The sequence below is a fragment of the Aquimarina mycalae genome, assembly GCF_029906345.1.
In the GTDB taxonomy this organism is placed as follows: Bacteria; Bacteroidota; Bacteroidia; order Flavobacteriales; family Flavobacteriaceae; genus Aquimarina.
In genome coordinates, this window is the sequence record NZ_JARYGY010000005.1 from 218,493 (window position 1) to 241,998 (window position 23,506).

Sequence of the window (23,506 nt, forward strand, 5' to 3'; positions counted from 1 at the left end):
CTTATTTTCGAAACTAGATATATAAAATCTATAGACATGAAAAAAAATGATTTTTTAAACAACTTCGGAACACTTCAAGCTCCTAAATTGCTTGTAGAGCTATTGGATTTTAGCAATACTATTCCAGATAATCATCGATTCTCTATGGGGTTTGAATTTATGATTGATAAAGAAAAACATATGCTTGCATCATATTCTGAAGATGAAGATTTTCTTACTTCTTTTTATGAATTTGCGTATGCAGATGGTTCTGGATCCACATATGCACTTTGGCTGCAAGACAGAGATAAAACTCTTGATGAATCACCAATTGTAGCTTTTGGCAGTGAAGGTGGATATCATATTATAGCAAGAAATATGGTAGACTTTTTACAAATTCTTACTTATGATGTGGATCCAATGATTGATTGGGAGGATATATACTATTATAAAGACGAACCTAATTATGAACAAAGCCCATACAATAACAGCTTTATACAATGGCTTGAAGATAAATTTAACCTATCCTCTGTAGTAAATGCTGATACAATTGTACAACGCACTAAAAACATACTTCAGCAAGATTTTAATGATTGGATGAAACAGTACTATTCATAATACTATCCTTTACAGACAGAATTTACGATTTTAATAATTCGAATGATATAAAGAATGTATTATCCAATATAGTTTATCATTTAGAACGCAACTTGGAAAATAAAATATTAAAATTAATATTACGAAAATGAAAATCTTTAATGTTTTGAGAACAACTAGCTCTCAAACATTAAAGACACAAATTCCGCAACGCAAGCTGGTTTTTCTACACCTTCTATTTCTACTGAGCAATTCCAGGTAATTTTTAGTCCTTTTTCTGCATATTCTTCTATTTTTTGGATACTGCTATGGAGTCGTAATCGGCTATCTACCATAACTGGATGTGGAAATCGTACTTTATTGAGCCCATAATTGACCCCCATTGCAAAACTCTCTATACTAATTAAATCCATTAACATCTTAGACAATAAAGATATTGATAGAAAACCATGTGCAATTGGTTTTTTAAAGGGAGATTCTTTTTTAATACGCTCTAAATCAACATGTACCCATTGAAAATCCTGAGTTGCTTCTGCAAAAGCATTGATCATTTTCTGAGTAACCGTTAACCATTGCCCTATAGGTAATGATTGTCCTTCTTGAGCTTTAAACTCTTCAAAATTTTTACAAACTAATTGATTCATGATATTTCTAAATATTTTTTCGATAGTATGAACACGAATACTTTTCTTTTAAAAATATTACATTCTTAATCCTATCACGATAGCACTATCTCGAGATACCTCCATCAATGGTTAAGCATATTCCAGAAACATAGGATGCCTCATCTGAAGCAAGATATAGATAACCATATGCGATATCTAATGGTGTTGCTGCCTTTTTAAGAGGTATTTGTGACTTAATACCTTCTAGATGTTCATCAGGTATTTGTTCTGTCATTTCGGTTAATGTAAAACCTGGAGCTAATGCATTCGCGGTTATTCCATACTTTCCCAGTTCCATGGTCCAAGTTTTAGACATTGCTATCACACCTGCCTTAGTAGCTGCATAATTCGTCTGTCCAAAATTACCACGTAACCCTACATTAGAAGCGGCAGATACTATTCGTCCATATCCTGCTTCTTTCATATACTGCGAAACCACTTGCGTACAAAGAAAAACTCCTTTAAGATTTACGTCAATCACCGCATCCCACTCTGCTTCACTCATTTTATGAAGCGTACGATCTTTAGTGATACCTGCATTGTTAATTAGGATATCTATTTTACCATGTTTTTCGTGGATTCTCTTAGCTTCGGTTTCAATAGCTACTTTATCAGTTACAGAAATACTACTAAATTCTGCTCTACCTCCTTTGGCAGAAATAGCCGTAGCCACACGTTCTCCTTCTTTCAGAAGATCCCAAATAATCACTGTTGCTCCTTCACTAGCAAATAATTCGGAAATGGCTTTACCTATTCCTCTAGCGCCTCCTGTGATAATAGCAACTTTATTTTTTAATCTCATGTATTAGGTTATTTATATGATATTATAGTATCACACCTTGATCAACTCAGTGTGACTAGATACATTAATTTTTATAAATCATTATCAAGAACATTGAATCACCACTTTGCCTCTTACCTTTCGTTGCATCATTTCTTCTAATGCACTAGTAGCTTCTTTAAGAGGGTATATTTTATGAATATGTGGTTTTAATTTTCCTGCTCCATACCAATTCATTAATTCCATAGTGTTTTCCATATTCCTTTTAGGTGTTTTCATAGCAAAACTTCCCCAAAAGACCCCTACAATTGCACAACCTTTTAGTAATGCTAAATTCAAAGGGATTTTTGGAATATCTCCAGCCGCAAAACCTACAACCAGATAACGACCTTCCCAAGCCATTCCGCGGATAGCTGCTTCAGAATAGTCTCCACCAACAGGATCATATACCACATCAACCCCCTTACCTTCTGTTAGTTCTTTTATTTTGGTTTTGAGATCTTCATTTTGATAATTTATAACTTCATCAGCACCATATTCTTTACATAATTGTAGTTTTTCTTCAGAAGAAGCTGCTGCAATTACTTTAGCTCCCATTAGTTTTCCTAACTCTACAGCTGCTAAACCAACACCACCAGAAGCACCTAACACCAAAAGAGTTTCTCCTTTCTTAAGTTTTGCCCTATCTTTTAATGCATGATATGAAGTACCATACGCCATCATAAACGAAGCAGCTATTGGAAAATCCATCATCGGTGGTTTTTTGAAACAAGCATTCCCAGGGACCACAACTTCTTCTGCATAACCGCCGTGCATTACAAATCCAAAAACCTCATCACCTGGTTTTACGTGAGTAATATCTGCTCCTACTTCTTTTACAACACCTGCTATATCGCTACCAGGAGTAAATGGCAATTCTGGTTTAAATTGATATAACCCTTGAACTATTAAGGTATCAGGAAAGTTAACTCCGCAAGCTTTCACAGTAACAACAACTTCTTTTTCTTTAGCTTTTGGACTTTTTATATCTTCTATAGTCAAATTAGAAGGTGGTCCGAATTGTTTACAAACTATAGCTTCCATGTTATTTTTCTATAACTTTTAATACCAATTTCCCCATTTTATCTCCAGAAAACAATCGTAAAAACGTCTCATGAAAATTTTCAATCCCCTCATAAATATCTTCCTTGGTTTTTAACTTTCCTTGTGCAATCCAACCTCCCATTTCCATAGCAGCATTGCCATAATCTTTAGCATAATCCATAACTACCATTCCTTGCATCGTGGCACGATTTACCAATAAGGACAAATAATTTTTTGGTCCCCTCATGTCTTCCATACTATTATATTGTGAAATTGCTCCACAAATAACAATACGTGCGTGCATGCGGATTCTGGACAAGGCTGCATCCAGAATTTCTCCTCCAACATTGTCAAAATACACATCGATTCCTTTTGGACATTCTCGTTTGATAGCATCATAAATATCTTCTGATTTATAATCAATCGCAGCATCAAAACCTAATTCATTAACTATGTAATTACATTTGTCTTTTCCTCCAGCAATTCCAACAACACGACAACCTTTAATTTTTGCTATTTGACCAACAACACTTCCCACAGCACCAGCAGCTCCTGATACCAACACTGTATCTCCTTCCTTGATCTTACCAACTTCTAATATCCCAAAATATGCTGTCATTCCTGGCATTCCTAAGGTTCCGATATATAGCGGTAACGGTGCTATACTAGGATCAACAGCATACCAGTTATCGCCATTGGTAGTTGTATATTGCTGTACACCTCCCCAACCAGTAAGATAATCTCCTTCTTTAAACTTAGGATGATTATTCGATTTAATTACTTTACCAATAGAACCTGCTCTCATGACATCGTCTATTTCTACTGGTTCTATATATGATTTTCCTTCACGCATCCAACCTCTCATTGCTGGATCCAATGAAATATAGTGATGTTGAATCAGTACTTCTCCTTCTTTAGGTTCTGGAATTGGGTTATTCTGTAATTCCCAAGTATTGGCATCTGGCAGTCCTTCTGGGCGGTTTTTTAAGATGATTTGTTTATTCATTGCGTGTAATTTATTTTTCTAAAAGATTTTAATTTATTTTTTCTGAAGGCTCTCTACAAAAGCTTTCATTTTTGCTCTTATTTCTGGTTTCCACCAAAGTGAAATTGCTTGTTCTAAATCTACTGTAGGATCATCTTCCATACTTTCTAACCAATCTTTGCGAAGTTTATATTTGGTGTTCTTGAAAATATCTTCATCGGCTCGTAAATATTCCTTCATTTTAGCTTCGGCTTTTGGTAATACTTGATCTAATGCACATACTTCATTCACCAATCCAGATACCAATGCCTCTTCTACATTCAATAGCTTTCCTCCTAAAATGTATTGATTTGCTTTTCCTTCTCCTAACCAAAAAGAATATCCTCTAATTAAATTGTTTGAAATTTGAATATTAACAGCGACTTCGTTTAATCCAATAGTATATTTTTCTCCTTCTGCCATAATTCGATGATCTGCTGTAATAGCAATCACGCAACCTCCTGCTGGAGAATATCCCGTTATTGCACATATCAAAGGTTTTGAAAACTTTGCCAATTGAATGTACATTCCTCCAAAATCATTAAAAAACTCGTTCATTTTTGGTTTGTCATAGCTATACAATTCGATAACATCCAATCCTGCAGAAAAAAAATGAGGAATTCCTGTTACAATAACACCTTTTACAGTATCATCATTTTCTAAATCCGTAAATGCCTTTCTTATTTCTTTTGTCATTTGATGATTAATCGCATTCACTTTGCCTCTGTTCAATTGAACAATAGCATAATTTTGTTTTTTTTGAATTTTAACAGTGTGCATTCTTGGTATATAATGTGATTAGAAAATATTTATATTTTACAATGAAGTTCCTCCATCTAAGGTGATTGTCTGACCAGTAATAAATTTAGTACTATCAGAGGCCAACCAGACCACAGCTTCGGCTATTTCTTCTGCTAATCCATATCGTTTCATAGGGATTACACTTTTTAGCATCTGATCCATATCTGGTCTCACTGATAATAGTTTACTTAATAGTGCAGATTCTGTATATCCAGGACAAACGGCATTAATACGAATGTTTTTAGTTGCATATTCTAAAGCTGCCGATTTGGTCATTCCTACTACTGCAAATTTACTTGCACTATAAGAAAGATTATTCAGGGAAGCTTTCAAACCAGCTAAAGAAGCAATATTTACAATATTTCCATAGCCTTGTTTCATCATCTGTTGTAATGCTAATTTCATACAATAGAATACTCCAGTTTGATTAACGGCAATAACACTATCCCAATCCTCTAATGTATATTCTGCAGTTTTAGACATGTTTCTTGGACCAATACCAGCGTTATTCACCATAATATCCAATTGCCCTAATTGTTCGACAGTTTTGGTTATCAATTGCTCTACGTCTTCAAATTTTGCAACATTAGCAGTAATCACAGTCGCTTTACCACCATTCTCAGCAATCTCATCAGCAATTTGTTTTGCTTTTGTTTCATTAATATCAGAAACCACTACTATGGCCTGATGTTTTGCAAAATGTTTTGCAGTGGCTGCTCCTATTCCCGATCCAGCTCCTGTGACAATAACCACTTTATCTTTTACTTGCATATTCTTTTATTTATTTTGAATTTAGAATAAAAATTATTTGTCGATACTTAAAATCAATCTAGAATCTGCTAATGCACGACTACGCATTTCGGCAGGATATCCATCTTTGGTAATCATGGCAATAAATTCTTGTTTATTTTGGTATTCTACGATTAATACTTTATCCCATTCTATCGTGTCTTCTGGTCCTATCAAGCTAAACAAGGGTTTTCCTTGATAAATAATTTTAGCTTTGGTATTTTGAAAGAAAGGTACTACTGCTGCCATATATTGAGCATATGCTTCTGCTCCTGTGATATTTTCATCCTCAACTTTATCTTTAAATTTTAAAAGATTTATCATTTGAAAAGGTCCTTTAACTGGAAGTTCCATAAAGCTGTGAAATTGTTTTTGAGTGATGCTTGTGTGTGTATTATTCATAAAACTATTTTATAATCTAATTTCGTTTAACCCTTCATATTGTTTATAAATCGCAGTATAATGTTCTTTGATATTATTCAATATAAACTCATAAGGAACATCTTCAAAATACCCATAATCCTCAATATATTCCATAAATACTCCACCTTGATTATCATATTCCTGAAACATAGAATCTTGTTCCCCATCAAATTCTAACGGTGCAACATTACATTTTTCACATAATGCTTTATTAAAAGCTGGTGAAGCCTTTAACCATTTCCCATTCAGGTAAACGTTAATCATTCCATGAGGTGTCAACTCATTGGTTCCGAATTTTTCTATCAATCGCTCTACTCCAATATGGTTTTTTACTTTTGCCAGATGAATTCTCGCTGGTATCCCTAACCCTCTTAAGCAAGCAATTAACAATATTGCTTTATCTAGACAATGTCCACTATTTTTTTTTGCTGTGGTACTTGCTTTATATGCCTCTTTATTAAGACGGATATAGTAAGGATCATACCTCCAGCCATCTCTCACTTTAATATATAATTGCTTTACTTTTTCTTTAGTCGTTAATGTTTCTGTATTAAACTCATCAATAATGTGTTGGATTTCATCCGTATCATAATCAAAATAATATGTCTTCGCTAAATAATCCATTGTACTATTCTTTAATCTATTTTCTTAGTCCGAATGGCTTGCCAAGCCAAATTACAAAGCAACTCCGCTGCTTTGTTTAATTGCGCAAATCGAGGATCAGTAGTAAGTCCTTTATTATATCTGTAATAAATCTGCTGAGCGATCACAGCTATTTTAAAGAGCCCAAAAGCATAATAGAACACCAAATGATTAACATCTCTTCCGCTTTTTTCTGTATATAATTGCACTATTTCGCTTCTACTCGGATTTCCTTCCATAATCGTTGGTGATGGAATGCCTTGTTGCACAAAAGCATGGTCACTACTCATGGTCCAATATCCAAGAGAAGTTCCTAAATCCATCAAAGGGTCTCCCAGTGTTGCCATTTCCCAATCTAACACTGCTATTACCTCTTTCCATTTATCGTTTTTAAAAACTACATTATCATACTTAAAATCGTTATGAACCAAACTATATCTATATTCTTTTGGTTGATACTCTTCCATCCATTTCATCACCTTTTCTGCAGAAGGAACATCATCTGTTGCCGCATTAAGATATTGCTTCCCCCAATTTAGCACCTGTCGCCCAACATATCCTTCTGGTTTACCAAGATCTTTAAGACCTACTTCTTTATAATCTATATTATGAAGTTCTACAAACGTCTCTAACCAAGAATCTGCAATTGTTTTAAAATCAATTGCTGAAACCTCTCTTTTTTTAGCTTCGCGAGCACTAAGAATTATACCTTCTACTTTTTCCATGATATAAAAAGAACATCCTAGAATGCTCTCATCATCTGTAAAAGCATACATTTTAGGTACCTTAGGAAAAGTTTTATATACACCAGATTGCACTTTGAATTCGCGTCCCATATCATGCCCTCGTTTAATTGCTCCAAACGGAGGACGACGTAATACATATTCTTTATTTTCTATCTTCAACAAATAGGTTAGATTAGAATAGCCATGAGTATATTGCTCTACGCTCCAGTCGCTTTTTTGATCATTAATAAGTCCTTCTTTATAGAGAAACGACTTTAATTCTTTTTCGTTTAGTTCTTCGCCTTTACGTACGTTTTGCATTTTTGATAATTTGTATTGAAATAAGTTTTCTGCAGCCTAAAATTGATCTTTGATATAGAATAAAGTTTTACGTTTATTATTCTGAATATTTTTTTATAATACTTTTTCCCAGTTGGTACATATGCACTTCATCTGGTCCATCTGCTAAACGTAACATCCTAGCAGCTACAAAGAAATGTGCTAATGGCGTATCAGGACCCACTCCTTTTCCTCCATGTATCTGCATTGCTCGGTCTATCACTTTTAGTGCCATATTAGGAGCTACAATCTTTATCATAGCGATTAGATCCTTTGATGCCTTATTTCCTAACTTATCCATTTTATCAGCTGCAGAAAGCGTTAATAATCTTGCTTGTTCAATATCACACTGTGATGCTGCAATTTCTTGTCTAATACTGCTGTAATCTTTAAATGTTTTTCCAAATGCAATACGTTCAGCGGCCCTTTTAGACATTAATTCCAGAGAACGTTGAGCCATTCCGATCAAACGCATACAATGATGAATACGTCCTGGTCCTAATCTATCTTGCGCAATTTCAAAACCTCTACCTTCTCCTAAAATCAAATTTTCTTTGGGTACTCTAACATTATCTAGAACAATTTCGGCATGACCTTCTGGCGAATCATAAAACCCAAATACGGATAACGGTCTAATTATTTTTAATCCAGGTGTATCCATTGGCACCAATATCATACTTTGTTGTTGGTGTCTAGGAGCATCAGGATCTGTTTTTCCCATTACAATAGCAATTTTACAACTAGGATTCATTCCTCCAGAAGACCACCATTTAGTGCCATTGATCACATAATCATCGCCATCACTTATTATAGAAGTTTCGATATTTGTAGCATCAGAAGAGGCCACCTGAGGTTCTGTCATTAAAAAAGCAGAGCGGATTTCTCCATTCATTAAGGGTTCTAGCCATTTCTTTTGCTGTTCCTTTGAACCATATTTTGCCAGTACTTCCATATTTCCAGTATCAGGAGCACTACAATTAAATATCTCGGACGACCATAATACACGTCCCATAATCTCTGCTAAAGGCGCATATTCGAGATTTGTTAATCCTGGACTCAACGAGCCGTAATTTTTTGGTAAAAACAAATTCCACAACCCAGCTGCTTTTGCTTTGGTTTTAAGGTCTTCCATTCCAGACCAATGTTTCCATCGGTTATCTGGATTATAGAGAAAAGCATTTACTTCTTCTTCTACAGGAAGTATATGTTCTTCAAAAAAAGAAGTTAACTTCTTTTGAAGCGTTATAATTTCTTCTGAGTAGTCAAAATTCATGTTATATAGATCTTATGCCGTCAGATTTCGATCGACGTGACAGATTAATTATTATTAATATTTACGCTAAAAACAAATTAACCTGCAATCATATAACCGCCATCCGCGTTATATACACTGCCTGTCATATATGCTCCCGCTTCTGAAGCTAATAAGCATACCATTCCCGCCATTTCATTGGGCATTCCCATACGAGCTGTGGGTAATGTTTTTTCAATTTTATTTAGTAATTTTTCATTTTGCCAAAGAGCAGCACTAAACTTAGTTTTGATTAATCCTGGACATAGTACATTAGCACGAATTCCATATTGTCCCCATTCTTTTGCCTGGTTTTTGGTAAGCATTAATAGAGCCGCTTTACTAGTGCTGTACAATCCTAATCCCGCTCCTGGATGCAATGCTTCTACTGAAGCTATATTAATAATGCTTCCGCCTCCACGTTGTTTCATTGATGGTAACGTTAGGTTTGATAGCATCCAAGGTGCTTTTACATTAACATCCATTATTTTATCAAAAACACTTTCTTCTGCGTCCTCAATAGGTCCATAGATTGGATTAATTGCTGCATTATTCACTAAGATATCAATGCCTCCATAATGTTCTATAGTTTTTTGCACTAACTGCTCACGTTGATCTGCTTTACCAATATGGCAAGCAATACCTATTGCATCAAATCCAGCTGTTTTGAATTCTTGAGCTACTTTGTCTACTGCTTCTTGACTGCGACTACTGATTACAACTTTAGCACCATGTTCTGCTAATCCTTGTGCGATTGCCATTCCTATTCCTTTACTGGAACCTGTAACAATCGCTACTTTTCCTTCTAAATTAAATGATTGTTTTATGCTGTTCATTATGTTGTTAATGAATTAATATTTTAATTATAAATGTGTATCTGAATTAGTTGAACACTTCTTTCTTGCCTAGGATTGTCAATACCTCCTCATCCATCAGTATTTCTGCAAGACCACTAGTTTTTGGCAACTCATATTTAAAATAAAATTTCATTGCATGAATCTTACTTTCATAAAATTCTTCAGAGTATTTATTTTTTCCAGTTACGATAGCATTTTTAGCGTTTGTTGCCATATCCAACCAGATCCAAGCCATCGTAATATTACCAAAGAATTCCATAAATGGTGTTGCATCTGACAGAAAACGTTCATAGTCTCCCTTTTTAGCAAAACCAATCAAAAAGCCTATTACTTTTTGAGTTAGTAATAGTTTTTCTCCTAACGTATTCGCATATCCTTTTAGATCGTCGTATTTTGAAGCTTCTCGGATAGTTTGCATTATTTCATTATTTAGCAATTCTAGCGCTTTACCATTTTCCATAAGAAGTTTTCTTCCGAGAAGGTCTTGGGATTGAATCCCTGTTGTCCCTTCATATATTGGAAAAATACGGATATCTCTATGGTATTGTTGCAATATAAAATCCGAACAAAATCCATAACCCCCTAAAACTTGTAATCCATTAGAAACTGCATGAGCTCCCATTTCAGAAGGGTAGGTTTTTACCATTGGTATAATTAATTCTAATAACAGGCTGTATTTCTCCTTTTCGGTAGTATCCTGCGATGTTTCCTTTAAATCATAATACTTCGATGCCAGTAACACCAAACTCAAGGAACCTTCTGCTATAACTTTCTGCAGGAGTAGCATTCTACGTACATCAGGATGATTAATGATTAAGGTTTGTCCTTGTTCTGGATCTTTTTTTCCTGTACTCGCTAATTTTCTTCCTTGTGGTCGTTCTTTGGCATACTCTAACGAAGCTTGATAGGCTGCAGTAGCAATTGCCGCAGCACCGCGACCCACAGCAATACGAGCACCATTCATCATTAAAAACATATATTTCAAACCTTGATGTGCTTCTCCTACCAACCAACCTTTACAGTCATTAGCATCACCAAAACCTAAATGTGTAGTACAGTAACCTCGTTGTCCCATTTTTTGAAAATCAGCGACCGTAGTAACATCATTAGGCTCTAAATCTCCATTAGCATTTGGTCGGTTTTTAGGAACAATAAACAATGAAATTCCTTTGGTTCCTGCAGGTGCTCCATCGATACGAGCCAACACAAGATGTACGAAATTATCTGCATATTGATGATCACCACCAGAAATGAATATTTTCTGCCCTAAGATCTTATAAGAACCATCTTCCTGAGGAGTCGCTTTGGTTACCACATCAGATAATGAACTACCTGCTTGTGGCTCTGTTAAACACATAGTTCCACCCCAATTACCTGAAAGCATATTGGGGACATAAATATCATTCAATTCTTTACTAGCGAAGTGAATAATCAATTCGGCTGCTCCAAGAGTTAACCCTACATATCCAGGCAAATGATTATTAGCCGCATCCTGAATAAAAGCAGATGCCGTATAAATCATCATTGGTAATTGCAAACCTCCTGCATCATAATCAAATGTGCCAGAGATCAATCCCATTTCACCTCCTTTTTTCATCATCACCTCTACCTGTTTATGCACTACTACTCCACCATCTTTATGATAAGCGGGATTTTCATCCATTTCTTTGAAATATGGAAACAATTCGCGGTCAGAAAACTCTTTTACAGAATCTAGAAACAGGTTTAAGGACTCTTTATCATGATCAGCAAAACGATCTTGCTGCAGTACCTCCTCTAATTGATGAACATCATATAAAAGGTATTTTAGTGTATTTAAATCTATATATTCTTTAGCCATTATGTGAAGTTTTAAGAAGTCGTTTGTTGACTACACAATAAATTTCGTGAATATTTAGTAGATTCTTATTAAACTGGTTTAATAAATATGAATTTTATGATATTCTTATAACTAACCTACTAGTATAGAAAGTTATAAATATTTACTAATTATTTTAAAACAACTTTAAATCGTTCACACTTCTTTGCGCAGAAGCCCTACATTCTATTAATTGCTTTAAATTAAAATTATTGTTGACTTAATCTTTTACGAATTTTGGAGAGTCCAACAGGTGTTAATCCCAGATAAGATGCGATCAAATATTGAGGGACACGTTGAAAAAGTGATGGACGTTTCTCTAATAATTGCAGGTATCGTTCTTGATTAGAAAGGTTTTTAAGCTGATTAATTCGTTGGAAATTATTAATAAAAGCTTTTTGCATAGATAATCTCCCAAAACGTTCCAACGCATGCGAATGATCAAATACTTTTAATGCATCTGTTTTAGAAATCCTATATACAATAGAGTCTTCTGTAACTTCGAGATAAGATTCTGATGGGATTTCTTCTATATAAGGATATAAATCTGTAAAAAAGGAACCTTCTGTAAAAAACTCCATAACCCTTGTTATACCTTCTTCTATAGAATAAAAAGTAACACATCCTTGTTTCATAAAGTAGAAATCATGGATATATTGACCTGGCTTCACTAAATGTGTACCTCTTTTAAAAGTCTCTTTTCTATAAAACTGTAGTCCAAACTCCATCTCTGAGTCGGTAACTGGTGTAAAAGAGCGTATTTTTTGTTCTAAATCTTTCAAGACATCTTACTATGATAGCGAAAGAACAAAATATTTGGAGATTGAGCAAACTTGATGGATGCAAATACAAAAAGAGGTCACTTCATAGAAATAACCTCTTTCACAATTTATAAATTACACTAAACAATTTATTATTACTTACGGATCGCATAACTAGATGCGCCAGGTAGGTCTCTTAAGAAATCAACTGCACTTTTTAAAATAAGTTCGATAGAAGAATAAAGATGATTCATAACTGTGTGATTTAAGGTTTAACTGTAGTAAATATACGAAGTTATTAACATATAATCAACATTATCAGCTAGTTATTGTTAATAATTATATATAAAACCATTTTTTATCGACAAAAAACATATTTAATGTTAATTAAAATGTTTAAAAGTGTTATTTTCCTACATAAATTGTTAATAACCTGAACAATACTGTTAAAAACATCAGTTTTATTAACAAAAAAAGGTTGATATCAAAGGTTATAAACATTTTTAAGGGAAAAATCCTCATAAAATGACACTATATTGTTGATAACTAACAAATAACCGCTCGTTATACAATTCGTATCCTTTAATACTTACACTTCGTATCATTATTAGAAAGACACAACACTACTATAGCTTTTTGTAAGTAAAATCATTAGATAGATTTAGATTCTTCCGAAGTGTTGTAATTGATATATTAAAGTCATCTCCTCTCCCCTAAATACAACCTCATCAACGAGGATAAAAAATAATTTAAAAAAACTAAGTATTCTGTAGTAACATTTCCTTTTGAAAAGACACTTACTTATATACATTAATTAATTAAAGACAATGAAAAACAACTATTATTTAAAACTAATTGGAATTTTTACACTCGGAATTATAGGGTTATCAAGCTGTAGCAGTGATGATGATGAAGTTACCACTACCGATCCCTCTACATTATCAAATGAATTATTATTACATTACGCCTTTGACGGAAATGTGAATGACAGTAGTATTAATGATTATAATGGAGAGAATTTTGGTGCTACATTTACAAATGACCGATTTGGAAATGCTGCAAGTGCTGTGTTATTTGACGGTGTTGATGATTACATTGATTTACCAAATTTAATTCAATTAAAACCAAATTTACCACTATCCATAGCTTTTTGGATAAGGTATGATAGCCAAGATGTTTCTGATAGAGACGTCTTTAACACCTCTTTTGAAGAAAATAGAGATACTGGTATATACTATAATTCTCAATCTTCTACTGGCAACTATGCGGTAAATTTTGGAGATGGAAGCAATAATTATTTATCAAGCACAAGGAGAACTTACGTAGCAGATCAAGCCATAGAAGTAAACGTATGGCATCATGTTGCTATTATAATAACTTCTGGAACCAATATGGATATATATATTGATGGAGTAAAGACCTCTGGTACTTATTCTGGTTCTGGAGGAGATTTAGAATATTCTAACACCTCTGGTAGCATAGGAAGACACGACAGGTCTATGACAGAAACTGCAAATCATTTCAAAGGAGCTTTAGATGATTTCAGATATTGGAATCGCGAGCTTACAGCAAGTGAAATTTCAGAATTAAATCAATAATTTTATTTTTTATAAAGTCCTTGTGACAGTATTCTATCACAAGGACTTTCAATATCTTCAAATAATCATTAAGCTTTTTTAGCGTAGATAAATTTTTAACTAGATTTCACTACATACATTCCAATTACGATCTAGAAGAAAAAACATGCTCATATTTCTCTATTAAATGTACCTTTGCGGAATGTCAAGTACTTTAAAAAATCAGCAGCATATTTTACAAAAACTAGGTATAGAAAAATTAAATTCTATGCAAGAAGAAGCTAAATTAGCCATTTCTTCTAGTGATAATGTAGTGCTGTTATCTCCAACAGGAACTGGTAAAACAGTAGCTTTTTTATTACCAATCATATCAGGATTAGATCCTGATTGTTCGGAGATCCAAACTTTAATTTTGGTACCCTCTAGAGAACTAGCCATTCAGATTGAACAGGTTGCCAGAGATATGGGGACAGGTTATAAAGTTAACGCAGTATATGGAGGAAGGTCTGGTACACAAGATAAATTAGATCTTAAACATCGTCCAGCAATTCTTATTGGCACACCAGGTAGAGTTGCAGATCGTTTAAGAAGGGATAGTTTTTCTACAAATCATATAAAAACAATTGTTCTTGACGAATTTGATAAATCATTAGAAATTGGTTTCGAGGTAGAAATGACAGAAATTATAACAGCTCTACCTACTATTCAAAAAAGGATACTTACCTCAGCAACCCAAGAAGTAGCTATTCCAGATTTCGTAGGACTTACAAACCCTGTACAAATTGATTATCTGGATGAGGCTTCATCGCAGTTACAGCTTAAAACCATTATTTCAGACACCAAAGATAAGCTTCCTACTCTGGTAAAAGCGTTAAATCATATTGGTAACCAACCAGGGATTATATTTTGTAATTATAAAGATACTATCCAACGTGTTAGTGACTTCTTACAAGAGCATAAAATTGGTCACGGCTGTTTTTATGGTGGTATGGAACAAAAGGATAGAGAAAGAGCATTAATCAAATTTAGAAATGGTACCCATCAGATTATTATCGCAACAGATTTAGCTGCAAGAGGGATTGATATTCCTGAGATTAAATATATTATCCATTATCATCTACCACTAAAAAGTCAAGAATTCACGCATCGTAATGGAAGAACCGCAAGAATGAACGCAGACGGAACTGCTTACATTCTTCAATGGAAAAATGAAGAATTACCTGATTTTATTAATAAACTAGAAATTCAACCATTAATCGATGCCCCTATTCCAAAACCAACTGGTTGGAAAACACTATTTATTTCTGGCGGAAGAAGAGATAAAATTTCTAAAGGTGATATCGCCGGTCTTTTCTTTAAACAAGGAAAATTGAATAAAGATGAATTGGGTATTATAGAAATCAAACCAGATTGTGCATTTGTAGCTGTAAAAGCTTCCAAAGCAAAAAAAGTAATTGAACAGGTTACTAATACCAGACTTAAGAAAAAGAAAGTAAGAGTTTCAATGATATAAGGTAAAGAATATCTATTGTTTCTATTTCAGGAAGTAGATTAAGGTGAGGTGTCCTACATTAAACTCTTTATCCTAGCCTTTGTTTCAAGAAAAAGAAACTCTATTTCTCATCTTACATTTTAAATGGACACAGTGAGATCGTTTAAATCTATTCTTATTAAAAAACAAAAAAGAGGAACTATAGCAATCACATTCCTCTTTTTCTATACAGTATTTTGTATGAATGTCGTTTTTTAAGAATCTATTCGGATTATTTTTGCTCCAATCGCTCTCAATCGCTCATCTATATTTTCATAGCCACGATCAATTTGTTCAATATTATGAATTGTCGAAGTTCCTTTAGCACTTAAGGCTGCAATCAACAAGGATATTCCTGCTCTAATATCTGGAGATACCATCGTAGTTGCTTTTAAGGTAGATTGAAAATCGTGACCAATAATAGTTGCTCTATGTGGATCACATAATATGATCTTTGCTCCCATATCAATCAACTTATCAACAAAGAACAGACGACTTTCAAACATCTTTTGATGTACCATCACCTCTCCTCTAGCTTGTGTAGCAATTACCAATACAATACTCAATAAATCAGGAGTAAATCCTGGCCAAGGTGCATCTGCAATTGTCATAAATGATCCATCGATATAATTTTCAATCTGATATCCATTTGTATGTGCTGGAATATATATATCATCACCTATTCGTTCTAAAGTGATTCCTAATTTCCTAAATGTATTAGGTATCACCCCAAGATTTTCCCAGCTAACATTCTTGATCGTAATTTCACTCTTAGTCATCGCTGCTAAACCGATCCAAGAACCTATTTCAATCATATCTGGCAATACTCTATGCTCACAACCTCCAAGAGACTCAACACCTTCGATGGTTAGCAGGTTCGATCCTACTCCTTCAATTTTACCTCCCATAGAATTAACCATTTTACACAACTGCTGTAAATATGGCTCACAGGCGGCATTATAAATAGTGGTTTTTCCTTTCGCTAATGCAGCAGCCATTACAATATTTGCAGTACCCGTAACCGAAGCTTCATCTAGTAACATATAAGTCCCTGTTAATCCTTCTGGGGCCTCTACTCCGTAAAAACGTTCTTCTTTATTATATCTAAACTCTGCTCCTAGATTAATAAATCCTTCAAAATGTGTATCTAATCTACGACGGCCTATTTTATCTCCTCCAGGACGAGGAATATACCCTTTTCCAAATCTACCTAACAATGGTCCTACGATCATAATAGACCCTCTTAGACCACTTCCTTCTTGTTTAAACTGTTCACTTTCCAGGTATTCCAAATTCAGTTCATCACTTTTAAAAGTATACTTACCTTTACCGAGTTTCTGAATTTTGACGCCTAGATTTCTTAAAATCTCTATTAATTTATTTACATCCCTGATATCGGGAATATTAGAAATTGTTACCTCTTCTGGAGTTAGTAAAACGGCACAAAGAATTTGTAAGGCTTCATTTTTTGCTCCTTGAGGTGTGATTTCCCCTTTAAGCTGATGCCCTCCTTCTATCTGAAAAGTACTCATAAAAGTTGAATGGTTATGGGTGTTGGTACTGGTTAATAACGTTTTTTACCACGGTTGTTTCCACCGCTTCGGTAATTCTTTTTATTAGAAGTATGTGAACGATAGTTCTTCTTCTTCCCTCTCATTAAATCTGTAGCAGTACTAAGATCTTCCGTACTATTCCTTAAATCGATCCTTCCATCACTTAGTTCTAATAGGTGATTAAATATCGCTTGATCATCAACTGTATCTTTATTCCAATTTAGATAACATTTTTTCATATGATTAGCAATCGTATAGGTCAATGCCGTTTTTAGATCACCTTCTTCCCAACTGTTAGCAACATCAATCATTCTTTTGATATTATTACCGTAGTATCTATATTTTGGGAAATTCTGCGGATATTCTAACGGTTCTGGTCTTTCTTCTAACTTTTCTTTAGTTAGTATTGGATATGGTGCCTCTACATCCAGTTTAAAATCACTTATAATAAATAATTGATCCCAAAGCTTATGTTGAAAATCTGGCACATCTCTAAGGTGTGGCTGCAGGTTACCCATAACGGCAATAATTGCTTTAGCCACTTTATTTCTTTCTTCTGTATCTTCTATTTCCACAGCTTGATCAATCATTTTTTGTAAATGACGACCATACTCTGGTATGATGAGCTTTTCACGCTCAGTATTATATTCTAAATTATTAATATCCATAAAATTACAATATCTTAAAAATCCAAGTAGAATGAGCTTCTCTAAAAAGGGATGGTATGTTATTAAACTGACATCTAAAGTGTAGACTTTTCAGTTGCTCATTAATTATTTTGCAAAATACTAAAATAAAATTAGTATGCTTATTTTAATTCTATAAAAATATTTGAACTATAATGAAATTACCCCTTCTACTTTTTCTGCTACTTCCTTATACTTAGCAATTACTTGATCAGGATTTTTCATTCGTACATTTATAGATACACTAGTATATTTACCGTTTTTGGATTGTTTGGTAGTTATTACAGCACCTAAATTATCAAATATACTTTCTATTTGTTCAATTTTACCAGTATCTGTAGGAACAATAAATTTATATAAATATGCAGTTGGCCATAAAGCTGTATCAGCCAATTGTACCTTTAGTTTTTTATAAAATTCTTCAGAATTAGAAGCATCACTCATGTATCACAAAATTTTTGGTAAAGATACGTCTTCTCTTTTATATATTGTATTGCTTTTTATTACTCTTTACCCTTTCTAACATAGCTTTGTACTCTTCTATTGTATCTATATCGTCGGTCATATCTTTTCCATCCATCGAGATGACCTGATCTCTATATTTTTTAATAACATAACGTGCTCCATAATCATCATTCAATTGAATTAATTCGCTAAAATAGGTATTTGGAAAAAGTGCAGGAACGCCTATTTTTTTTCCTGTTGTAGTCGCTACAATCGAATTTTGATTTTGATTAAATTTTGAAATTAAACTTTCTAAATACATCTTATCAATTAATGGTTGATCTACTAATGTGATTAGGACTCCATTAAAGTTTTGTTGCTTTCTTAAGGCCTCCTGCAAAGCACAACTTATAGAAGTACCCATCCCTGATTCCCATTTTTGGTTGTAGATAATATCTACTGCAAAATCTTTTATCTCTTTTTTAATAATCTCAAAATTAGCTCCTAAAACTACAATAGTAATAACTTGTTCAAGTTGTAGTGATTTTTCAATTTCATTAACTATTAACGATTTATTTTTCCAAGGCAACAGTTGCTTAGGATGTCCCATTCGATTTGAAGATCCCGCCGCTAATATGATATGGACAATATTTTTAATTGCTGTTTGCAATACTGGAAGTTGTTTCTTTTGGTATATTTCCATGAATCCCACCAATCTTATCTTGCAATGGGATTGGTTTCTGATTACGTACTACAGATAATATTTCTGCAATAATGGAAATAGCTATCTCTTGAGGTGTTTCTGCTCCAAGATTAAGTCCTGCAGGTCCATGAATGCAATCCATAAATTCATCTGTTACATCTGGAAAATATTCAATAAAAGCTGATAACAATTTTTCTCTTCTTCTTGATGGCCCTAAAAGACCAACATATACAGGTTGTGTATCTTTTATTGCCTGAAGATACAACAGGTCTTTTGCAAAATTGTGGGTCATCAGAACAATTGCAGTTTGTTTATCTACCCTATCTATAACTAAATCTTCTGGTGCGAGATTCCATACTTTATCAGCTCCTGGAAAATCAGAAATTATCTTTGGGTTTTTAGGCGTATTTACTACTTCTACCTCCCATCCAGTTGCCGAAGCTATTGCACTCAATTGTACAGTATCATGTTCTGAACCAATAATAACTAAACGAAAACAAGGCTGCATTTCTCTATCAAAACATGATACGGTCTTATCTTCTTTTATAACATCTACATCCAACGAATTAGAGCAAGCGAATTCTTGAGCTTCTCCAAAGCAAATAGTAGATCCCATATTAGAAGAAAAACCTTCATTTTTATTATAATAAGATTTAATTCTAAAAATCATTCGAGCGGATAGGTACTCTTGTATAATAGAAATCGTGCTGTCAGATATAGAGAAAGGTTCGATAAGTATGTATAAAACACCTTCACATCCTAAACGATATCTACCATTATAGGTCATCATTTTAGCTTGGCCAGTTTCAAAAACTGATTGTGATTGTCTTAATACTTCTTTTTCTACGCATCCACCACTAACAGCACCTGTCATATGGTTATTTTCTAAAATAAGCATTCCCACACCAGGTCTTCGGTAAGACGAGCCGTCAACATCAACAACTGTTGCTATGACGGCTCGAATTCCGTTCTGACTCGCTTTCTGATATGATGCTATTATTTCTTTAAACTCATGTGTCATAAATTACCCTAACAATTCTTTATTGTCCATATTCTTGACAAAGGGTTGTTTTGTTAACCTGATTCCTTTTGCGGCTTTAATTGCATTTGCTATAGCTGCACCTGCAGGCGGTAATGTAGGTTCTCCTAATCCTGTAGGAGCTATATCACTTTTTATAAAATGAGTTTCTACAATTGGTGTTTCATTCATTCGTATTAGTCGATACGTATTAAAATTAGTATCCTGAGGTTTTCCATCTTTAAACGAAAAATCACCATACATCGCATGGCCTATACCGTCTATTACACCGCCTTCTATTTGATTTTTAGCTCCCAATGGGTTGACTACAATACCGCAATCCACTACACAGGTAACTTTTTTTACAACAGCTTGATCATTTTCTAATACAACGTCCGCTACTTCAGCGACATGAGTATTATGACAATAATATGCGCTAAACCCTTGATATACTCCTTCTGGTTTCTTACCCCATTCAGATTTTTCTACTGCAGTTTTTATTACTTGTTCTAAACGTTCTGGAGAATACTGTATTCTATCATCATTATGTCCTTTTACATTTTGCAATAAATCTAATCGCAACTGAATATTGTCTACCTCCATTAATTCTGCTAATTCATCAAAAAAGCTTTGTTCGGCAAATGCAAGGAAATTGGTATATGGTGCTCTCCAGGCGCCAATGGTAATATTACTATTATAATTGGCTACATCTACCTGATAATTTTCTACAGCTCCAGCTGGAAAGAAATTCGGTATCAATCCATACATATTAGAATTAACAGCTGCCTCTTTAAGATGATATCCTGTTAACTTACCATCCTTGATCGAAGCACTGATTTTATATTTAATTGCAGGACGATAAATTCCTGCGGACATATCATCTTCTCTAGAGTATACCACTTTTACAGGTTTCTTAGAAATATTAGATATTTCTGCTGCTTCTAAAGCAAAATCACCATATAACCTTCTTCCAAAACCACCACCCATTCTTGTCATATCTACTGAAACCTCTTCGGGTTTTCTATTTAATAATGCAGCTACTCTTCTTGCAGTTCCTGCAGGTGTCTGAATTGGACCTACTAGTCTGATTTTTTCATCTGTAACATGCGCAAAGAAATTCATGGGTTCCATACAATTATGAGGAAGAAAAGGAGATTCATAAACTCTTTCCAAAACTTTATCAGCAGCAGCAAAAGCTTTTTTTACATCTCCATCAGCTCGCATGGTATTAAATTCATTACCCTCTAAAAGATCCGTCAATATCTTATCATGATCTTCAGTGTTTTCTAATTTAGAATCATTTTTCCATTGCGCTTTCAGTGCTTTTTTACCTTTCATTGCAGACCAAGTATTTTTTGCTAACACTGCAATTTTATCTCCAAACTTAAAAGCATCTATTACTCCAGAAACTTCTTTAGTTTCTGTTGCATCAAAGTCATGTAATTTTTTTCCAAAAGCTGGAGGTCTTAATACAGATACATACACCATTCCTTCTTCCTTATAATCCATTCCGTATAAGGGTTTTCCTGTAATTATATTATCTACATCCACATTAGGAATATCTTTTCCTATAATATTGAAATCTTTTGGATCTTTTAGTGTTATATTTTCAGGTATTTTTAGAGTTGCTGCCTCTTTCACAACTTCTCCATATCCCAATGTATCACCGTTACCATTAGAAATCACACCATTATTGGTTGTACATTCAGAAGGATCAACTCCCCATTTAGTTGCTGCCGCATTAATCAACATTTGTCTTGCCGTGGCTCCTGTTTGTCGTAATGGCTCCCAACCTTGTCTTAACGATTGACTTCCTCCAGCAACCTGTCTGGTAAAGTTTTCGGTATCTAACGCTCCCTGAACCACATGAACATTATTCCATGTAACATCTAGTTCTTCTGCAATAAGCATCGGCATAGATGTTTTTACACCTTGTCCAATTTCAGGATTGGGCGAGAATATGGTCACCATACCATTATCTGCTATTTTAATAAAAGCGTTAAAGTCGTTAAAATTTAAATCAGCAATATCAACAGGAGGTACAACTTCTGGTTTACAAGCCTGAAACAGGTTAAAACCAATCAAGATTCCTCCACCTGCTAATGCTGATGTTCTTATAAATGACCTTCTACTTAGAGAAGGAGTCGCTATACTTTTCATTATTGTGGATTTAAATTGGTTAACTTATGTTACTAGCAGCTTTTTCTACTGCCTTCTCTATTCTATTATAAGAAGCACATCTACAGATATTGCCGCTCATAGCATCTCTAATCTCTTCTCTGTTAGGATTAGGGTTTTGCTTCAGAAAAGCTGCTGCAGACATAATCTGGCCCGCTTGACAGTATCCACATTGAGGAACATCAATTTCTTTCCAGGCTTGTTGTACAGGATGTGAAGCATCTTTGGATAAACCTTCTATAGTTACGATGTCCATTTCTGTGGCAACAGAAACTTTTAGCAAACAACTTCTTGTCGCTACTCCGTCGGCATGAACCGTACAGGCTCCACATTGTCCAATTCCACAACCAAATTTGGTTCCAACAAGATCAAATTGATCTCGTAATACCCATAAGAGTGGTGTATCTTCATCAGCCTCTACAGAAAGAGGTTGACCATTTACTTTTAAATTATAGACTGGCATGAGTTTTACTTTTAGGATTTGTATTTAATTAGTCTAAATAAGATATTTAATGTTGTTTTGTTACTGAAGTTACTAAAAATACAAGTGTATAAATTCAACTTTAACAGACCTTTATGGTATACTTATCATAGTATTTTTAAAATCACATTATAATTCCGAAATTTGTAGAAAAATAATTCTTTGGCAAAGCACAAAATAGTTATCACAGGAGGTCCTTCGACTGGAAAAACATCAATTATTAAAAGACTAGAGGAAGAAGGTTACTTTTGTTTTCCCGAATTTATTAGAAGTATTACCCAAGAAGTAAAAAACAGTGATGATACACTTCAGATTGTTTCGAACCCTATAGCCACTGTTTCTGATCCTTATGATTTTAATACTCAACTAATGAAAGGTCGTATTAATCAATATAAAGATTCCAGGGCTGATGATAAAGAAATTGCCTTTTATGATAGAGGCATCCCTGATGTTTTAGCATACATGGATTTATTTAACCAAACCTATGATACTCCATTTATAGAGGCTTGTCAGAATTATAAGTATGATCAGGTTTTCTTATTACCTCCTTGGAAAGAGATTTATACTTCTGATGAGGAACGTTATGAAAGTTTTGAAGAAGCTCAACAAATTCATAAGCATTTATTAGAAACATACTCAAAATTTGGATACAATTGTATTGAAGTTCCTTTTGGAAATGTAAAAGAACGTAGTACCTTTATATTACAACACGTAATATAG

The 23,506-nt window shown here is 34.0% G+C and carries 24 protein-coding genes; 4 read left to right on the forward strand and 20 right to left on the reverse strand.

What is annotated here, in order from left to right; translation table 11 throughout:
- Positions 1–36: 36 nt before the first annotated feature.
- Positions 37–597 carry a hypothetical protein gene (locus tag QBK95_RS13365; RefSeq protein WP_280934572.1) on the forward strand — a complete coding sequence of 187 codons (561 nt, stop codon included), beginning with the start codon at positions 37–39 and terminating at the stop codon, positions 595–597.
- 155 nt (positions 598–752) lie between these two features.
- On the opposite strand, the gene QBK95_RS13370 is transcribed toward QBK95_RS13365, so the two are convergent.
- The 13 genes from QBK95_RS13370 to QBK95_RS13430 form a co-directional block, all read right to left on the reverse strand.
- Positions 753–1,220, reverse strand: a complete 468-nt coding sequence (locus QBK95_RS13370) for a MaoC family dehydratase (RefSeq protein ID WP_280934574.1) — start codon at positions 1,218–1,220, stop codon at positions 753–755.
- Positions 1,221–1,305: 85 nt separating this feature from the next.
- Positions 1,306–2,043 carry a 3-oxoacyl-ACP reductase FabG gene (fabG, locus tag QBK95_RS13375; protein ID WP_280934576.1) on the reverse strand — a complete coding sequence of 246 codons (738 nt, stop codon included), beginning with the start codon at positions 2,041–2,043 and terminating at the stop codon, positions 1,306–1,308.
- Positions 2,044–2,127: 84 nt separating this feature from the next.
- Positions 2,128–3,105, reverse strand: a complete 978-nt coding sequence (locus QBK95_RS13380; RefSeq protein WP_280934578.1) for an NADPH:quinone oxidoreductase family protein — start codon at positions 3,103–3,105, stop codon at positions 2,128–2,130.
- Between the two features lies 1 nt (position 3,106).
- Positions 3,107–4,111, reverse strand: coding sequence for an NADP-dependent oxidoreductase (locus tag QBK95_RS13385; RefSeq protein WP_280934579.1), 1,005 nt, complete (start codon positions 4,109–4,111; stop codon positions 3,107–3,109).
- Positions 4,112–4,144: 33 nt separating this feature from the next.
- On the reverse strand, positions 4,145–4,909 hold the full coding sequence (locus tag QBK95_RS13390; RefSeq protein WP_280934581.1) for an enoyl-CoA hydratase/isomerase family protein: 765 nt from the start codon (positions 4,907–4,909) through the stop codon (positions 4,145–4,147).
- A 36-nt stretch (positions 4,910–4,945) separates the two neighbouring features.
- Positions 4,946–5,701, reverse strand: a complete 756-nt coding sequence (locus tag QBK95_RS13395; RefSeq protein ID WP_280934583.1) for an SDR family NAD(P)-dependent oxidoreductase — start codon at positions 5,699–5,701, stop codon at positions 4,946–4,948.
- A 33-nt stretch (positions 5,702–5,734) separates the two neighbouring features.
- Positions 5,735–6,121, reverse strand: coding sequence for a hypothetical protein (locus QBK95_RS13400; protein ID WP_280934585.1), 387 nt, complete (start codon positions 6,119–6,121; stop codon positions 5,735–5,737).
- A 9-nt stretch (positions 6,122–6,130) separates the two neighbouring features.
- Positions 6,131–6,766, reverse strand: coding sequence for a transglutaminase-like domain-containing protein (locus QBK95_RS13405; protein ID WP_280934587.1), 636 nt, complete (start codon positions 6,764–6,766; stop codon positions 6,131–6,133).
- Positions 6,767–6,777: 11 nt separating this feature from the next.
- Positions 6,778–7,830, reverse strand: coding sequence for a phosphotransferase family protein (locus QBK95_RS13410; RefSeq protein ID WP_280934589.1), 1,053 nt, complete (start codon positions 7,828–7,830; stop codon positions 6,778–6,780).
- 76 nt (positions 7,831–7,906) lie between these two features.
- A complete protein-coding gene (locus tag QBK95_RS13415; protein ID WP_280934591.1) occupies positions 7,907–9,121 on the reverse strand; it encodes an acyl-CoA dehydrogenase family protein in 1,215 nt (404 codons plus the stop codon).
- 77 nt (positions 9,122–9,198) lie between these two features.
- Positions 9,199–9,975, reverse strand: a complete 777-nt coding sequence (locus QBK95_RS13420) for an SDR family NAD(P)-dependent oxidoreductase (RefSeq protein ID WP_280934593.1) — start codon at positions 9,973–9,975, stop codon at positions 9,199–9,201.
- 46 nt (positions 9,976–10,021) lie between these two features.
- On the reverse strand, positions 10,022–11,836 hold the full coding sequence (locus QBK95_RS13425) for an acyl-CoA dehydrogenase family protein (RefSeq protein ID WP_280934595.1): 1,815 nt from the start codon (positions 11,834–11,836) through the stop codon (positions 10,022–10,024).
- Positions 11,837–12,063: 227 nt separating this feature from the next.
- Positions 12,064–12,636: a Crp/Fnr family transcriptional regulator gene (locus tag QBK95_RS13430; protein ID WP_280934597.1), complete on the reverse strand. Its 573-nt coding sequence runs from the start codon at positions 12,634–12,636 to the stop codon at positions 12,064–12,066.
- An 806-nt stretch (positions 12,637–13,442) separates the two neighbouring features.
- Between QBK95_RS13430 and QBK95_RS13435 the strand changes: the two genes are divergently transcribed.
- Together QBK95_RS13435 and QBK95_RS13440 are read left to right on the forward strand one after the other, a co-directional pair.
- A complete protein-coding gene (locus QBK95_RS13435) occupies positions 13,443–14,213 on the forward strand; it encodes a LamG domain-containing protein (protein WP_280934601.1) in 771 nt (256 codons plus the stop codon).
- A 181-nt stretch (positions 14,214–14,394) separates the two neighbouring features.
- Positions 14,395–15,705 (forward strand): DEAD/DEAH box helicase, encoded by a 1,311-nt coding sequence (locus tag QBK95_RS13440; RefSeq protein WP_280934602.1) that lies wholly within the window; start codon positions 14,395–14,397, stop codon positions 15,703–15,705.
- A 233-nt stretch (positions 15,706–15,938) separates the two neighbouring features.
- Here QBK95_RS13440 and murA read toward each other — a convergent pair whose 3' ends face one another.
- From murA to QBK95_RS13475, 7 genes are all read right to left on the reverse strand, one after another.
- The gene (gene murA / locus QBK95_RS13445; protein WP_280934605.1) at positions 15,939–17,255 is read right to left on the reverse strand and encodes a UDP-N-acetylglucosamine 1-carboxyvinyltransferase; all 1,317 of its coding nucleotides are present in this window, start codon (positions 17,253–17,255) and stop codon (positions 15,939–15,941) included.
- A 32-nt stretch (positions 17,256–17,287) separates the two neighbouring features.
- The gene (locus QBK95_RS13450; RefSeq protein WP_280934606.1) at positions 17,288–17,944 is read right to left on the reverse strand and encodes a DUF4290 domain-containing protein; all 657 of its coding nucleotides are present in this window, start codon (positions 17,942–17,944) and stop codon (positions 17,288–17,290) included.
- A gap of 168 nt (positions 17,945–18,112) precedes the next feature.
- Positions 18,113–18,406, reverse strand: coding sequence for a DUF493 family protein (locus QBK95_RS13455; RefSeq protein ID WP_280934608.1), 294 nt, complete (start codon positions 18,404–18,406; stop codon positions 18,113–18,115).
- A gap of 37 nt (positions 18,407–18,443) precedes the next feature.
- On the reverse strand, positions 18,444–19,109 hold the full coding sequence (locus tag QBK95_RS13460; RefSeq protein ID WP_280934610.1) for a nucleotidyltransferase family protein: 666 nt from the start codon (positions 19,107–19,109) through the stop codon (positions 18,444–18,446).
- Positions 19,060–20,130 carry an XdhC family protein gene (locus QBK95_RS13465; RefSeq protein WP_280934612.1) on the reverse strand — a complete coding sequence of 357 codons (1,071 nt, stop codon included), beginning with the start codon at positions 20,128–20,130 and terminating at the stop codon, positions 19,060–19,062. The genes QBK95_RS13460 and QBK95_RS13465 overlap by 50 nt, the downstream gene beginning before the upstream one ends.
- A gap of 3 nt (positions 20,131–20,133) precedes the next feature.
- Positions 20,134–22,287 carry a xanthine dehydrogenase family protein molybdopterin-binding subunit gene (locus QBK95_RS13470; protein ID WP_280934614.1) on the reverse strand — a complete coding sequence of 718 codons (2,154 nt, stop codon included), beginning with the start codon at positions 22,285–22,287 and terminating at the stop codon, positions 20,134–20,136.
- Between the two features lie 19 nt (positions 22,288–22,306).
- The gene (locus QBK95_RS13475) at positions 22,307–22,768 is read right to left on the reverse strand and encodes a (2Fe-2S)-binding protein (protein ID WP_280934615.1); all 462 of its coding nucleotides are present in this window, start codon (positions 22,766–22,768) and stop codon (positions 22,307–22,309) included.
- 180 nt (positions 22,769–22,948) lie between these two features.
- Here QBK95_RS13475 and QBK95_RS13480 point away from each other — a divergent pair, with 180 nt between their 5' ends.
- Entirely contained in the window at positions 22,949–23,506 is a 558-nt protein-coding gene (locus QBK95_RS13480) for an AAA family ATPase (protein ID WP_280934617.1), read from the forward strand.

What these genes read in the sequence shown, in the direction of transcription:
- QBK95_RS13365 (WP_280934572.1), top strand. Translation starts at nt 37, where the DNA reads ATGAAAAAAAATGATTTTTTAAACAACTTCGGAACACTTCAAGCTCCT.
- QBK95_RS13370 (WP_280934574.1), bottom strand. Translation starts at nt 1,220, where the DNA reads ATGAATCAATTAGTTTGTAAAAATTTTGAAGAGTTTAAAGCTCAAGAA.
- fabG (WP_280934576.1), bottom strand. Translation starts at nt 2,043, where the DNA reads ATGAGATTAAAAAATAAAGTTGCTATTATCACAGGAGGCGCTAGAGGA.
- QBK95_RS13380 (WP_280934578.1), bottom strand. Translation starts at nt 3,105, where the DNA reads ATGGAAGCTATAGTTTGTAAACAATTCGGACCACCTTCTAATTTGACT.
- QBK95_RS13385 (WP_280934579.1), bottom strand. Translation starts at nt 4,111, where the DNA reads ATGAATAAACAAATCATCTTAAAAAACCGCCCAGAAGGACTGCCAGAT.
- QBK95_RS13390 (WP_280934581.1), bottom strand. Translation starts at nt 4,909, where the DNA reads ATGCACACTGTTAAAATTCAAAAAAAACAAAATTATGCTATTGTTCAA.
- QBK95_RS13395 (WP_280934583.1), bottom strand. Translation starts at nt 5,701, where the DNA reads ATGCAAGTAAAAGATAAAGTGGTTATTGTCACAGGAGCTGGATCGGGA.
- QBK95_RS13400 (WP_280934585.1), bottom strand. Translation starts at nt 6,121, where the DNA reads ATGAATAATACACACACAAGCATCACTCAAAAACAATTTCACAGCTTT.
- QBK95_RS13405 (WP_280934587.1), bottom strand. Translation starts at nt 6,766, where the DNA reads ATGGATTATTTAGCGAAGACATATTATTTTGATTATGATACGGATGAA.
- QBK95_RS13410 (WP_280934589.1), bottom strand. Translation starts at nt 7,830, where the DNA reads ATGCAAAACGTACGTAAAGGCGAAGAACTAAACGAAAAAGAATTAAAG.
- QBK95_RS13415 (WP_280934591.1), bottom strand. Translation starts at nt 9,121, where the DNA reads ATGAATTTTGACTACTCAGAAGAAATTATAACGCTTCAAAAGAAGTTA.
- QBK95_RS13420 (WP_280934593.1), bottom strand. Translation starts at nt 9,975, where the DNA reads ATGAACAGCATAAAACAATCATTTAATTTAGAAGGAAAAGTAGCGATT.
- QBK95_RS13425 (WP_280934595.1), bottom strand. Translation starts at nt 11,836, where the DNA reads ATGGCTAAAGAATATATAGATTTAAATACACTAAAATACCTTTTATAT.
- QBK95_RS13435 (WP_280934601.1), top strand. Translation starts at nt 13,443, where the DNA reads ATGAAAAACAACTATTATTTAAAACTAATTGGAATTTTTACACTCGGA.
- QBK95_RS13440 (WP_280934602.1), top strand. Translation starts at nt 14,395, where the DNA reads ATGTCAAGTACTTTAAAAAATCAGCAGCATATTTTACAAAAACTAGGT.
- murA (WP_280934605.1), bottom strand. Translation starts at nt 17,255, where the DNA reads ATGAGTACTTTTCAGATAGAAGGAGGGCATCAGCTTAAAGGGGAAATC.
- QBK95_RS13450 (WP_280934606.1), bottom strand. Translation starts at nt 17,944, where the DNA reads ATGGATATTAATAATTTAGAATATAATACTGAGCGTGAAAAGCTCATC.
- QBK95_RS13455 (WP_280934608.1), bottom strand. Translation starts at nt 18,406, where the DNA reads ATGAGTGATGCTTCTAATTCTGAAGAATTTTATAAAAAACTAAAGGTA.
- QBK95_RS13460 (WP_280934610.1), bottom strand. Translation starts at nt 19,109, where the DNA reads ATGGAAATATACCAAAAGAAACAACTTCCAGTATTGCAAACAGCAATT.
- QBK95_RS13465 (WP_280934612.1), bottom strand. Translation starts at nt 20,130, where the DNA reads ATGACACATGAGTTTAAAGAAATAATAGCATCATATCAGAAAGCGAGT.
- QBK95_RS13470 (WP_280934614.1), bottom strand. Translation starts at nt 22,287, where the DNA reads ATGAAAAGTATAGCGACTCCTTCTCTAAGTAGAAGGTCATTTATAAGA.
- QBK95_RS13475 (WP_280934615.1), bottom strand. Translation starts at nt 22,768, where the DNA reads ATGCCAGTCTATAATTTAAAAGTAAATGGTCAACCTCTTTCTGTAGAG.